At 62.5% G+C, this 12,582-nt stretch carries 14 protein-coding genes and 1 pseudogene; 9 read left to right on the top strand and 6 right to left on the bottom strand.

What is annotated here, in order from left to right; translation table 11 throughout:
• The 7 genes from AC1D2K_RS17355 to AC1D2K_RS17325 all read left to right on the top strand — a co-directional run.
• Nucleotides 1–944 (top strand): substrate-binding periplasmic protein (locus AC1D2K_RS17355; protein ID WP_478090077.1); only part of this gene is annotated, 944 nt, incomplete at its 5' end.
• Nucleotides 945–1,005: 61 nt separating this feature from the next.
• The gene (locus AC1D2K_RS17350) at nt 1,006–1,671 is read left to right on the top strand and encodes an amino acid ABC transporter permease (protein WP_478090076.1); all 666 of its coding nucleotides are present in this window, start codon (nt 1,006–1,008) and stop codon (nt 1,669–1,671) included.
• 8 nt (nt 1,672–1,679) lie between these two features.
• Nucleotides 1,680–2,351, top strand: coding sequence for an amino acid ABC transporter permease (locus AC1D2K_RS17345; RefSeq protein WP_478090075.1), 672 nt, complete (start codon nt 1,680–1,682; stop codon nt 2,349–2,351).
• A 10-nt stretch (nt 2,352–2,361) separates the two neighbouring features.
• Nucleotides 2,362–3,369: an NAD-dependent epimerase/dehydratase family protein gene (locus AC1D2K_RS17340; protein WP_478090074.1), complete on the top strand. Its 1,008-nt coding sequence runs from the start codon at nt 2,362–2,364 to the stop codon at nt 3,367–3,369.
• Nucleotides 3,366–4,139, top strand: a complete 774-nt coding sequence (locus AC1D2K_RS17335) for an SDR family NAD(P)-dependent oxidoreductase (RefSeq protein ID WP_478090073.1) — start codon at nt 3,366–3,368, stop codon at nt 4,137–4,139. Before AC1D2K_RS17340 ends, AC1D2K_RS17335 begins: the two co-directional genes overlap by 4 nt.
• 11 nt (nt 4,140–4,150) lie before the next feature.
• Nucleotides 4,151–4,936: an amino acid ABC transporter ATP-binding protein gene (locus tag AC1D2K_RS17330; RefSeq protein ID WP_478090072.1), complete on the top strand. Its 786-nt coding sequence runs from the start codon at nt 4,151–4,153 to the stop codon at nt 4,934–4,936.
• Nucleotides 4,937–4,948: 12 nt separating this feature from the next.
• The gene (locus tag AC1D2K_RS17325; protein WP_478090071.1) at nt 4,949–5,734 is read left to right on the top strand and encodes an SDR family oxidoreductase; all 786 of its coding nucleotides are present in this window, start codon (nt 4,949–4,951) and stop codon (nt 5,732–5,734) included.
• A gap of 38 nt (nt 5,735–5,772) precedes the next feature.
• Here the strand turns inward: AC1D2K_RS17325 and AC1D2K_RS17320 are convergent, their stop codons facing one another.
• From AC1D2K_RS17320 to AC1D2K_RS17295, 6 genes and pseudogenes are all read right to left on the bottom strand, one after another.
• The gene (locus AC1D2K_RS17320) at nt 5,773–6,777 is read right to left on the bottom strand and encodes an NAD-dependent epimerase/dehydratase family protein (protein WP_478090070.1); all 1,005 of its coding nucleotides are present in this window, start codon (nt 6,775–6,777) and stop codon (nt 5,773–5,775) included.
• Nucleotides 6,778–6,787: 10 nt separating this feature from the next.
• Nucleotides 6,788–8,224 (bottom strand): dihydropyrimidinase, encoded by a 1,437-nt coding sequence (gene hydA / locus AC1D2K_RS17315; protein ID WP_478090069.1) that lies wholly within the window; start codon nt 8,222–8,224, stop codon nt 6,788–6,790.
• A 29-nt stretch (nt 8,225–8,253) separates the two neighbouring features.
• On the bottom strand, nt 8,254–9,027 hold the full coding sequence (locus AC1D2K_RS17310) for an amino acid ABC transporter ATP-binding protein (protein WP_478090068.1): 774 nt from the start codon (nt 9,025–9,027) through the stop codon (nt 8,254–8,256).
• Between the two features lies 1 nt (nt 9,028).
• A complete protein-coding gene (locus tag AC1D2K_RS17305) occupies nt 9,029–9,742 on the bottom strand; it encodes an amino acid ABC transporter permease (RefSeq protein ID WP_478090067.1) in 714 nt (237 codons plus the stop codon).
• 52 nt (nt 9,743–9,794) lie between these two features.
• Nucleotides 9,795–10,595 (bottom strand): substrate-binding periplasmic protein, encoded by an 801-nt coding sequence (locus tag AC1D2K_RS17300; protein WP_478090066.1) that lies wholly within the window; start codon nt 10,593–10,595, stop codon nt 9,795–9,797.
• Nucleotides 10,596–10,891: 296 nt separating this feature from the next.
• Nucleotides 10,892–11,082, bottom strand: a pseudogene (locus AC1D2K_RS17295) (magnesium chelatase domain-containing protein); the annotation flags it as partial.
• Between the two features lie 166 nt (nt 11,083–11,248).
• Between AC1D2K_RS17295 and AC1D2K_RS17290 the strand changes: the two are divergent.
• Both AC1D2K_RS17290 and glnK read left to right on the top strand, forming a co-directional pair.
• Nucleotides 11,249–12,115, top strand: a complete 867-nt coding sequence (locus AC1D2K_RS17290) for a TorF family putative porin (protein WP_478090078.1) — start codon at nt 11,249–11,251, stop codon at nt 12,113–12,115.
• Nucleotides 12,116–12,171: 56 nt separating this feature from the next.
• Nucleotides 12,172–12,510, top strand: coding sequence for a P-II family nitrogen regulator (gene glnK / locus AC1D2K_RS17285; RefSeq protein ID WP_478090065.1), 339 nt, complete (start codon nt 12,172–12,174; stop codon nt 12,508–12,510).
• Nucleotides 12,511–12,582 lie beyond the last annotated feature (72 nt).

Here is a 12,582-nt window from a genome sequence, read left to right as displayed (position 1 = left end):
TCACTGGCATGCGACGCACCCTCACCCCTAGCCCTTCAGGCTCTTTCACCTTGACTCAGAAAGCGGAAAAAATGAACCTCGGAAAAAACCTGCCTGGGGCGGTCGCAGTGTGCGGCGCCATGTTGCTGGCGTTGGGCTGTGCCATGAGTCACGCCGCCGAAACCGATCATCCAGCCAATCAGCCGGTCGTCGTCGGCACCGACTTTGGCGTCGCGCCCTGGGTGACGCGCGCCGACTCGGGTCCTCAAGGCTTCGGCGTCGACCTGATCAATGAGATTGCGCGCCGTATCGGCCGGCCGGGCGCGGAAATCATGGACGTCAATTTTTCCGGATTGTTTGCGGCGCTGTTCTCGAAGCGAATCGAATTCACGGTGAATCCGTTGAACATCACCGCCGAGCGCGCCGAACGCATGCTGTTCACCGAACCGATCATTTCCACCGGCAACGGCTTCCTGGTGCGGAAGAACGAGCAGATGAAGAGCTTCGAAGATCTCAGGGGCAAGGATCTGGCCGTCAATCGCGGAACCATCTCGGACACGTGGGCCACGGAAAACGCCGCGAAATACGGCTTCAACATCCAGCGTTACGACGTGTTCCCCGACACGGTTCAGGCCGTGATCACCGGGCGCGCATTCACTGCCCTGAACGAGATTCCAACGGTGGCGTTCGCTGCCAGCCGCAACAAGGCGGTCAAGGTCGGCTACGAGGATTTCAATGGACGCAATTTCGGCTATGCGTTCCGACTGGATGATGCCGCCTACCGGAACAAGGTGGACGAAGCACTGAAATGCATGAAGCAAGACGGCACGCTGCGCAAGCTCTACGTGAAGTGGTACGGCAGCGAGCCGGTCAAGGGCTCGGCCGTCGAGACGATCTATCCGGGTCATGGTGCACCGGGTTTCAAGGGCTACGACGCTGCGCCGCACACGCTGAAATGCATCTGACGACGAAAACCGGTTTGCTCGCGCGCACCGGTGTCTCCTCTACTGTTTGGGCCTGAGTGGTATGGACCGCATCGTTGACAATTTCTTTAACGCCAGCGTCATCAGTCAATCGCTGCCGTTGATTCTCAGCGGCTTCGGCATCACCGTGCTGGTCTCGCTGCTGGTGATCGTCGTGGGCCTTGGCCTGGGTCTGCTTCTCACCATCGTGCGGACGATGGAGGTGCGTGTCGTCAATGCGCTGATCGTTGCGTACGTCGACTTCTTCCGCACGATGCCGCAACTCGTCGTGCTGGTGCTGATCTATTTCGGCTTGCCGTACCTCGATATTCGGCTGTCGCCGATGGTGACCATCGTGCTGGGACTGGGCATGGTGCTGTCCGCGTTTGCATCGGAGATATTCTGGTCGTCGATCAAGGCGCTGCCGCGCGGCCAGTGGGACGCGGCCCGGGCGCTCGGCTTCGGGTCCTTCCGTACGCTCTTCGACATCATTCTTCCTCAGGCCGTGCGACTGTCCCTGCCGCTCGTGACAAACCGGGCGATCGCGGTCAGCAAAGGTACGGCGCTGGGCACCGCAGTGGCATTGCCGGAAGTTCTCGGGCAAGCGCAGAGCCTCGTCGGCATGCTGGCGAATCCTTCGCCGCTGACGCTCGCGGCTGCGTRCTATCTCCTGTTCTTCATTCCTCTGGTTGTGGCGAGCCGCCGGCTTGAGCGGGTCTACGGACACTGAGGTACAGCATGGATCTATTTCTCGACAACTTCTTCAACCTGGAATCCCTGCAGCAGGTCTATCCGCTGCTGCTGCAAGGGTTGAAGCTGACCATTCTGCTGTCCCTCGTGGCCGCACCCGTTTCGATGGCGCTCGGGATCGCCATCGCCGTGGCATACAGTTTTCATCGCCGCGCTCTGAATGTCGCGCTCGTGATGTACATCGATCTATTTAGGTCGTTTCCGGTGGTCGTGCTGCTCGCACTCATCTTCTACGGCTTGCCATTTTTCGGCGTCAAGCTGAGCAGCTTCACGGCCGTCGTGCTGGCCCTTGCATTGAACAATTCCGGCTATTACGGGGAGATCTTCCGCGCTGGAATCGAATCGGTTCCTCATGGTCAGCGCGAAGCCGCACGTTCGCTAGGCTTCGGCCCGATTCGCGAGATCACGTATATCGTCCTGCCTCAGGCGGTACGCAATGTGCTCGCGCCGCTGGCGAGCAATTCGCTCGAACTGATCAAGACGACGTCCATTGCATCACTTGTCTCGCTGCCCGAGTTGCTGCGTTCGTCGCGTGTCGCCCAGGAACAGGTCTATAACCCGACGCCGTTGATCGCGGCCGCCGTGATCTTCTTCGTGTTGTTGTGGCCGATGGCGCGTTGGGTGGCGCGGCTCGAGCGGCATATGCTGAAGGCCCGCTAGGGCGCGACCGATGACGACCTTGATTACAGGCGGAACGGGCTTTGTCGGGCTGGCGCTGGCGGAACGATTGCTGCAGGCAGGCGAACAAGTCGTTCTCTTCGATCTGCCGACGGCAATCAACAGCGAGCGCTTCGCGGCGTCCTTGCCAGGTGCTCGCATGATCCCCGGCGACATTCGTTCGGGTGGCGATCTTGAAACCGTGTTCGCAAGCGAGGCCATCGACTGCGTGGTCCATACGGCCGCGATCACACCTGGCCCGGAGCGCGAACGTGGCGATGCCGAACGCATCTTCGACGTCAACGTACTTGGCACCATCGGCTTGCTGCAGCAATGCGTCCGTGCGCGTGTGAAGCGGGTCGTTGTGGTGAGTTCGGTTGCGATCTACGGCGCCAGCGCACCGGCTGCGTCCGGTTGCTATGAAGAGGACGTGTCCGCGCCCGCGCCCACGAGCCTCTACGGGATCAGCAAGCTCGCGGCGGAACAGGCGGCGTTGCGTATGGGCGAGTTGCAAGGACTGAATGTGGCCATCGCACGGCTGGGGCCGGTGTACGGGCCGTGGGAACATGCCAGCGATGCACGCGAGCGCCTGAGTCCGCACTATCAGGTGACGTCGGCTGCCCTTGCAGGCGCCGAGATCGTGCTGCCGCGGCCGATGACTGCGGATTGGATCTATGCGCGCGATGCAGTCCACGCGCTCGCGTTGATTGCGGGCGCGCAAACGCTCCCCCATGCGGTCTATCAGATCGGCGGCGGCTGCCTGACTGACTTGGGTCAGTGGTGTGCCGCGCTCGCGCATCATCTGCCGGGCATTCGCTGGCGCACGGCCGCGCCGGGAGAAGAGGCCACCATTCAATACACGCTGCCCGTTGATCGTCCCGCGTTGAGCGTTGCGCGGCTGTCGAAGGACCTGAACCACCGCTGCCGCTTCGACCTTGCGGCCGCGGCCGAAGACTATCTCGCGTGGCGCGAGGCGCGCAGCCGGGGCGAAGGCGAGCGACTTGTCGGAGCGAGCCAATGAAGCGTCTCGAGGGCAAGTGCGTGCTCATTACGGGCGCGTCCTCCGGCATCGGGCGCTCGATCGCGCAGCGGTTTGCCCGTGAGGGCGCACGCCTCGTGCTTGCCGATATCACCGAAGCTGTCCGCGAAGGCGGCGTCTCGACCACGGAAATGCTGCGCGCCGATGGGCATGAAGTCGAATTCATCCGTACCGATGTGGCGCAGGAACACGAGGCCACGGCAGCGGTCGCGTGTGCCGTGAGGCGATATGGCCGGCTCGATGTGCTCGTCAACGACGCCGCCATCAGCGCCGGCAAGCCGTTGCTGGAAACCAGTATCGATGAATGGAATCGGGTGCTGGCAGTGAATCTGACGGGCGTCTTCCTGATGTCGCGTGCTGCCGTCAAGGTCATGCTCGATCAAGACATTCGGCACGAAGCGCGTGGCCGGATTGTCAACATTTCTTCGCAGCATGGGATGGTCTGCGCGCCGCGCAACGTGGCGTATGGCACGTCGAAAGCGGGCGTGGCGTATCTGACACGCCAGGTCGCGGTCGACTACGCAGATCAAGGAATCATTTGCAATGCGGTTGCGCCGGGCAAGGTCATCACAGGCAAGCCGGGCTTGGCCGCTTCGGCGGAAGCACTCGAGTATTCGAAGGCACGCACGCCGATGCCGCGTTTGGGGCGCCCCGACGATGTCGCAAGCGCCGCGCTCTTTCTCGCTTCAGACGAAGCGGCCTTCATTACTGGCGAGAACTTAATGGTCGATGGCGGCTGGATGGCCGCCTGAAGAAAAAAGAGATGAATCTGATGAGCACCCCTGAACACACTCCGCAAGTTCCCACTGATCAGCCGGCCATGATCGAGCTGCGCCACGTCAGCAAATGGTTTGGCGAAATGCAGGTCTTGTCGGATGTCAACGTGCGCGTGCAGCGCGGCGAGCGGATCGTCGTGTGCGGGCCATCCGGCTCGGGCAAGTCGACGATGATCCGCTGCATCAACCGRCTGGAAGARCACCAGCAGGGCGAGATCCTGGTGGAGGGCGTGAGCATCACCGAGAGCCGGCGCAACATCAGCTTTGTGCGCCGTGAGGTCGGCATGGTGTTCCAGCAGTTCAACCTGTTTCCGCATCTGTCGGTGCTGCAAAACCTGATGATCGCGCCCATGAAAATTCGCGGCATCAAGAAGAAGGACGCTGAAGAAACAGCGCGCTACTTCCTGGACCGCGTGCACATCGGCGACAAGGCTGATCGTTATCCGGCTCAACTTTCGGGCGGCCAGCAGCAGCGCGTGGCGATCGCCCGGGCGCTGTGCATGAAACCCAAGATGATGCTCTTCGACGAACCGACATCGGCACTCGATCCGGAGATGATCAAGGAGGTACTCGACGTCATGCTGCAGCTGGCGCGTGAAGGCATGACCATGGTCTGCGTCACGCATGAGATGGGTTTCGCGCGCACGGTCGCGGACCGGATTCTCTTCATGGACAAGGGTGAAATCGTCGAGGAGGCGCCACCTGAAACGTTCTTCTCGATGCCAAAGGGAGAGCGCGCTCGAGCGTTTCTCGGTCAGATACTCAATCGATAAGGAAAGCAGTTCATGGATCTGAAAATTTCCGGGCGCGTCGCGCTCGTCCTTGGCGCCGGCGGCGGACTCGGCAGTGCGATGGCCCTGCAGCTCGCGCAGGAGGGCGTGATCGTCGCGCTGGCGGACATCGATGAAAAGGCGCTCGCGGCGACCGCGGCGAGCATCGCGGCGGCGGGTGGAGTGTCCGCCACGTTCTGCTTCGACCTGGGCGACCGTTCTGCGATCGATCAGCACGTGTCGCGGATCGAGCAGGAACTCGGACCGGTCGACATTCTCATCAACAACACAGGTGGGCCGCCGCCGTCCGCTGCGAGCGGGATTGAGCCGGAGGTCTGGACCCAACAGTTCAACGCGATGGTGTTGTCGGTGATCGGCCTCACCGACAGGGTCTTGCCAGGCATGCGCGCCCGGAAGTGGGGTCGGGTGATCACCAGTTCGTCGTCGGGAATCATTGCGCCGATCCCCAATCTTGCCATGTCGAACGCGTTGCGGATGACGCTGGTCGGCTGGTCGAAAACGCTTGCGCGCGAGGTCGCCGCGGACAACGTGACCGTCAATATGATCCTGCCAGGTCGAATTGCCACCGCCCGGATCCGCTTTCTCGACGAGGCGAAGGCGAAACGCGAAAATCGTCCCATCGAAGACGTCGTCAGCGAAAGCGTCGGCTCGATCCCCATGGCGCGCTACGGCTCACCATCGGAATATGCCGACGTGGTGACCTTTCTCGCCAGCGATCGGGCGTCATACATGACCGGATCGATCGTACGTGTCGATGGTGGGTATCTGCAGAGCGTCTGACGCGCCGGAGCGCAAGCGGATCGGCGAAATCGTGAGAATCAGACGACCTCGCCGCCCTGCGCAGACCTCTCACGCATGCTCGACCGCCAGGCCAGGTAGTCGGACAGGGCGGCCGCTTCGCCATAGCTCGGCATGAACCCAAGGTCTTGTCGCAAGCGTTCGATCGAGAATGGCGGCCTTGCAGACGGCGCGTGCTCGCCGACGTTGGCCTCGTCGCGTCGCGCAACGAGTTCATGTGAAAAACCCGGATGCACGCGGCACAACCGCTCGCACCACGCGGTCGGCGACCAGCGTTCGCCGGTGCCGATCTGATAGAGGGCATGCCGCAGGTCGGGTGCCTTGGCAATCTCGATGATGGCATCGGCGGCGTCGATGGAGTAGATCCAGTCGTCCGGCAAATCGGCGCAGAAGCGCGCGGTCTGCCGTGCTTCTGCGAGCCGCGTGAGCAACAGCGGAATGCTCAGCGTGTCGCGCATGCCGGTGTCATATTCCCATCGACCGAACACGACGCCGAGCCGGGCCACCGTCACCTTGAGGCTTCGCGTGGCACGGTAGCGCAACGCGGCGCGCTCGGCCGCGTGTTTCGTGATGCCATAGAGTGAATCCGGCTCCGGCATGTCGCGATCTTCAACCAGCTTTTCCCGCCCATGGCCACCCGTGCCGAACACGGCGCCGCTGCTCAAGTGAACGACGTGAAGGAGGCCTGCCGTGCAAGCCGCATCGAGCACATTGAGCGTGCCGATCAGATTGACCTCGGCGATCACGCGCGCCTGTGTTCGCTCACGCGCGAGGCCCGCAGTGATCGCTGCGCCGTGGATGAGACGCGTGACTTCGTGATGATGCAAGGCGCTGGCAATCGAATCGCAGTCGCGGACATCGCCGGATTCGAACAGGTAGGTCCCCGGAAGCCGGCCGAATTGCTCGATCGCCGCCGCGGGCGGCGGCTCAGGCCCAAACGCGACCACCGTGTCGCCGCGTGCGAGCAGGCGCTCGGCGATATTCAAGCCGACAAACCCCGAGCCGCCGGTGATCAGGACAGTCATCGCGAGGCTTTCACGCGAGCCACGGCTGAGGCGCGGGCCGTGCACCGACCGCGGCGATCCTGTCGCAGGGAACCAGCTTGCCATGGCCGGCCGAAGCGAGGAGGGCGCCCTCGTGGCAAACGACAATCCCGCGGCTGAGCGTGGTCACCGGCATGCCGCGTACGGTGGTCCCTTCGTAGACGCTGTAGCCGGTACCGTCATGCAGGGTCGCGGCCGATAGCGTCGCTTCGGCCTGCGGGTCCCAGAGTACGAGGTCCGCATCCGCGCCGAGCGCGATCCTGCCCTTGCGCCCCTCGAGGCCGAACAGCCGCGCCGGTTCCTCGGACGTGAGTTCGACGAACCGTTCGAGCGAGATCCGACCCTTGGTGACGCCCTCGGAAAACAGCAGGGGCAGTCGCGTTTCCAGCCCCGGCAAACCGTACGGTATCTTGTTGAAGGGCGGATCCTCGCCGGCCTGGCGCTTGCCTTGCGGACCGTCGAGATGGAACACCGAGTGATCGGACGAGAAGCACGAGAACAGGCCGTCGCGCAACCCGTCCCAAAGTGCTTCGTGATCGCTCGCATCGCGTGGAGGCGGGGAACAGCAATACTTGACCGCCTCGTGCGCCGGCCGGTCGAGATCCTGTTCCGTCAGCAACAGATACTGCGGGCAGGTCTCGGCGAAGACCGGCAACCCCTGAATCTGCGCGATGGCGATCTGGGCGGCCGCAGCAGCAGATGACACATGGACCACAAAGATCGGGATGTCGAGGAGTTCCGCCATGGTGATCGCGCGATGCGTGGCTTCGCGCTCCGTGAGCGCGGGCCTTGYGTGGGCGAGGTATTTGGGCTGYCGGTAGCCCAGCGAGAGCAGGCGCTCGGTGAGCCATCCGATCACGTCATGACTTTCGGCGTGAATCATCGGCAACACACCCAGCCGTCGCGCATGCAGCAGCGTCTCCAGCACCTGCCGGTCGTCGAGGCGCAACGCATCGTAGGTCATGTAGAGCTTCACAGACGTGAAACCTTCCGCCGCAAGCGCAGGCAGTTCTTCCTTGAGCACCTTTTCGCTTGGATCGGTGACGATCATGTGGAAGGCGTAGTCGACCACCGCGCGGCCGGAGGCGCGCTTGCGATAAGCGGCCACGCTCTCACGCAGCGAATCGCCCCGATGTTGCGCAGCGAAGGGCATGACCAGGGTGGTGCCGCCGAATGCGGCGCCGACGGTCGCGCTGTAGAAGTCGTCGGCGGTGGTGGCGCCGGTCGAGGTCATCTGCGCGATGTGGCAATGCACGTCGATTCCGCCCGGCAGCACGAGCTTGCCCGAGGCGTCAAGCATGTTCCTGGCATCGAGTGGGGCACGGTCCAGCGCCGCGATACGGCCGTCCCTCACGCCAATGTTGACGCGCTCGAGGCCGCCGTCGATGAACACACTTCCGTTGCGTACGACCAGATCGAAATCGGACATTGCAGAACACTCTTTGGATGGCGTGGGCGTCAATGCAGTACCTTGTTGAGGAATTGCTTGAGCCGATCGCTTTGCGGCCTGTCGAAGATTTCTTCGGGACTGCCCATCTCGACAATGCGACCTTCGTCCATGAAAACGACACGATCTGCGACACGGCGGGCGAACCCCATTTCATGCGTCGCGACGATCATCGTCATGCCCTCGGCAGCGACGGCTTCCATGGTCTCCAGCACTTCGCCGACGCGTTCAGGGTCGAGCGCGGAAGTCGGTTCGTCGAAGAGGATGACCTTGGGCTCCATCGCGAGGGCGCGGGCAATGGCGACGCGCTGTCGCTGGCCGCCCGACAGTTGCTCCGGATACGCCTCGTATTTGCCGGCCAGGCCAACTTTGGCGAGCAACTGGCGACCGCGTTTCGCGGCATCCATAACGCGCGTGCGCCGGACCTCGACCATGCCGAGCATCACGTTTTCCAGCACCGACAGATGCGGCCACAGGTAGAACATCTGGAATACCATTCCGACGTCCGAGCGCAGACGCGCCAGTTCTCGACCGGACATCGGTCTGGATTTCCGGCCTGCTTCAATCACATGGCCGACAGTCTGGCCGTCGATGGCGATTTCGCCGCGTGTCGGCCGTTCCAGGTAATTGATCGAACGCAGCAAGGTGCTTTTGCCCGAGCCGCTCGGGCCGATCAGGCAGACCACCTCGCCGCGTTGGACACTCAGGTCCACGCCATTCAGGGCCTTCACGGTTTCGAAATGCTTGTAGAGATCGCGTAGCTGGATCATGGGTGCATGGTTCATCTCAGGCCTCCGAGGTTGCATCGCCGAGACCGAGTGCACGCCTTCGACGCGCTGGCAGCCCGCGCCGCTCGACCGTCGAACGTTCGACGTAGAGTTGGAAAAGCGTCAGCGCGGTGGTCATGGCGAGGTAGATGACGCCGGCCATGGTGAGAATTTCGACTGCGCGATACGTGCTGCTGTAGATGGTCTGCGCGCTCAGCATCAGTTCGGGCACCGTGATCACCGAAGCCAGAGAAGTATTCTTCGTGTGGCTGATGAAATTGCCGATGTAGGGCGGCAGCACGATCCGAGTTGCCTGCGGCARGATGATGCGACGCAGGATTCGCGGATAGGCCATGCCGACCGCCTGCGCCGCTTCGAGCTGGCCGCGATGCACCGCGTGGATCCCGGCGCGGATGATCTCGGCGTTGTAGGCGGCGGAACTCATCGACAGGGCGATGATGGCCGATGGCAGCGCCTCGAGCCGCAAGCCGAACATGGGCGCCGCGTAGTAGACGAAGAAGAGGTGCAGCAATACCGGCGTACCCCGGAAGATCCAGATGTAGACAAAGGCGGCGCTGCGCACAGCCGCATGACGCGAGTCACGCCCCAGAGCAAGCACAAGGCCGAACGCGGTGCCGCAAACCTGCGTCACCACGGCCAGGAAAATAGTGAGCAGCGAAGCCTTGAGCAGGACCGGCAGGTACGGCAGGACTTGTACGAAATCGATATTCATAGGGGAGTCCCGTGCACGCCTGGAGAGTCGCTCGAACAGTGTTGCCGCGACATCACTTCGGGTTCTCCGTAAGCTGGGAGCTGTAGTTGTCGATGCCGAAATACTGCTTGCCCCATTTGTCCAGCAGGCCTTCCCTCTTCATTGCGCGGATCGCGTCATCGACTTTGGCTTTCAACTCGGCCGAACCCTTGGGCATGGGCGCCCCGACAAAGCGGACGCGATAGGGGTCGCCGACGATCGATGCGAGGCCGGGCCGCTGGCGCAGCAGGTTGGCGGCAGAGGTATCCGGCGCGACGATGGCGTCGAGCCGGCCGACCGCGAGATCCGTGAACATTTCGACATAGCCGCCGTAACCCTTGAACACCTCGAACGCCCCATATTGCTTTTCGATGTCCCGGGCCGGCATCTCGCCATCGTTCGCACCGGCGATCGCGCCGACACGCTTGCCTTTCAGATCCTTGAAGCTCTTCACATCGGTCGCGCCTTGCCGCGCAACGACCACCACAGCGGAGCGCGAATAGGGAATCGAATAGTCGAAGATCGCAGTGCGCTCAGGGGTGATGTTGACGTTCGAGAAAACGATATCGAAGCGGCCCGTCTGCAGTCCCGGCAGGATGCCCTTGAAGTCGAGCTTGTCCAGTTGCATCGGGATGCCGGTATGGCTGGCGACGAAGTGCGCGACCTGTACGTCGTAGCCGTCGAGTTGATTCGCCGGGTTGGTGAATGAAACCGGCGGTAGATCGCCACTCGTTGCGGCGTTGAGCTTCGCGGGCAACGCGGCAAACGCGGCGCCTGTGACCGTCAACGCACTGAACAACGCCACTGTCCTGGTGGCATAAGCCCATCGTTTCATAGAACCCTCGATTGTTGGAAATGTGTGAGAACGTCGACTCGCCCAACTGCGGAGGTGCGCGCCGTTCAAGAGGCCGCTCGTATCGTAGGAATTTTTGCTTGTGCAGTCGCATCACTTTTTGTGGCTGATCCATAACTTCAAGTTAAAGCAGCGAGGACTTCGTTGGTCGTGCTGGCACGCGGACAAGCCTGGCGCCCCGGGGTGTGGCAGGCAGCGCACTGACAAGCTTCTTGGAATCAGCCCGCTTTTGAAGGAGAGCAAGCGACTGCGCGTGTGATGGGGCAGACAGGTCGGACCGGGATGTCGGCGGGCGCCAGGTTCACCGTGGTGCGATGGTGGGTGGAGAACTCCAGCCGGCGCTCTGGAGGGCCGCCCGGACGCGCCCGCGGGCTTCCTTGATCTCCACGTCGGCCAGATGCACCTCGACCGTGACACTGGCCGCTCCGAGGCCCAACAAGGCGCGGCCCTGCACCAATGACAGGCTCATTTCGCGCTCTTTCACCAAGATGGTGCGTCCACCTCTTGTTCTTCATTGTGACCAAGTGCGTCCGGCGCCAACCCTGACCGCAGAGGGGTTGGGTGCTTTGGCACGCTCCCTGCTTTGAACTGGACTCCAACTCACTTCAAAACACCCCCGAGGAGTCCGCTAGATGATGCACCGTAAATCCGTCCAGATCCTGGCTGTGGGCGCGCTTGCCGCCCTGCCGATGCTCGCCAGCGCGCAGGCCGCCGCCGCCGACGCACCAGCGGCACCGGCGCCGAATCTCACGGGCAACGTCTCGCTGACCACCAACTACAAGTTCCGCGGCCAGGACCAGGACGTCATCGGCAGCAACGGCTTTGCCAAGACCAGCTGGTTCAAGCCCGCCATCCAGGGCGGCATCGACTATGCCTTCGGGGACAGCGGCTTCTATGTCGGCAACTGGAACTCCAGCGTCAACTGGCTGCCCGGCAACTCGGTCGAGATGGACTTCTACGGCGGCTATAAATTCAAGGGCGGCCCGATTGACTGGGACGTCGGCGTCTATCAGTACTACTACCCCGGCAATACCGCGGGCAATACCACCGAAATCTACGGCGCGGGTACGTGGTCCGACGAGACCTTCGGCGCGTTCACTGCGAAGTACTCCTGGACCGTCTCCAACGACTACTTCAACTACGCCGGCAACAAGCGTGGCTCGAGCCTGGACGGCCAGAACACCGGCTACCTGAACCTGGCGTACGCCAAGGAGATCGTGCCCAAGCTGACCTTCAAGACGGCCATCGGCTACACCTTCTTCACCAGCGACATCAAGAGCCTGGGCTACAAGGACTACCTGGACTACAACGTGGGCGTGTCCTACGACTTCGGCAGCGGCCTGGCCCTGGCCGGCTCGGTGCAGGGGGGCAACAACCAAAGCGCCTTCAACCTGATCGCCACGCCCGGCATCCCCACGGGAACGGTCTTCGGACCGATCGGCCAGACCACCTTCTCGCCGAATGCGACGCGTTTCATTGTCATGTTGACCAAGACGCTCTAGTCATAGAAGGCGTGGCCCGGGGCTGCGCTGTCCCTTTCATCCGCAGGAGAAACATCATGAAGCTGGTCTCAGCCATCATCAAACCATTCAAGCTCGACGAAGTGCGCGAGGCGCTGTCTGCGATCGGCGTGCAGGGCATCACCGTCACCGAGGTCAAGGGCTTCGGCCGCCAGAAGGGCCACACCGAGCTGTACCGCGGCGCCGAGTACGTCGTCGACTTCCTGCCGAAGGTCAAGATCGAGGCCGCCGTGGCCGATGAGCTGGTGGAGCGCGTGATCGAAGCGGTCGAAAGCGCTGCGCGCACCGGCAAGATCGGCGACGGCAAGGTCTTCGTCTACGACCTGGAGCAGGTCGTGCGCATCCGCACCGGTGAAACGGGCCGCGAAGCCCTGTGACACGCAAGGCACGAAAGAACAAACCGAAATGAAAAAATTCCTTGTCTCACTCGCGCTGGGCCTGAGCCTGCT

This window comes from Variovorax sp. P1_H12_2, from assembly GCF_056405335.1.
The sequence above is the reverse complement of the archived record's forward strand: the minus strand, read 5'-3'. Positions and strand labels throughout refer to the sequence as shown.

Coding starts and splice junctions, on each gene's coding strand:
- AC1D2K_RS17345 (WP_478090075.1), top strand. CDS start 1,680: ATGGATCTATTTCTCGACAACTTCTTCAACCTGGAATCCCTGCAGCAG.
- AC1D2K_RS17340 (WP_478090074.1), top strand. CDS start 2,362: ATGACGACCTTGATTACAGGCGGAACGGGCTTTGTCGGGCTGGCGCTG.
- AC1D2K_RS17335 (WP_478090073.1), top strand. CDS start 3,366: ATGAAGCGTCTCGAGGGCAAGTGCGTGCTCATTACGGGCGCGTCCTCC.
- AC1D2K_RS17325 (WP_478090071.1), top strand. CDS start 4,949: ATGGATCTGAAAATTTCCGGGCGCGTCGCGCTCGTCCTTGGCGCCGGC.
- AC1D2K_RS17320 (WP_478090070.1), bottom strand. CDS start 6,777: ATGACTGTCCTGATCACCGGCGGCTCGGGGTTTGTCGGCTTGAATATC.
- AC1D2K_RS17310 (WP_478090068.1), bottom strand. CDS start 9,027: ATGAACCATGCACCCATGATCCAGCTACGCGATCTCTACAAGCATTTC.
- AC1D2K_RS17300 (WP_478090066.1), bottom strand. CDS start 10,595: ATGAAACGATGGGCTTATGCCACCAGGACAGTGGCGTTGTTCAGTGCG.
- AC1D2K_RS17290 (WP_478090078.1), top strand. CDS start 11,249: ATGCACCGTAAATCCGTCCAGATCCTGGCTGTGGGCGCGCTTGCCGCC.
- glnK (WP_478090065.1), top strand. CDS start 12,172: ATGAAGCTGGTCTCAGCCATCATCAAACCATTCAAGCTCGACGAAGTG.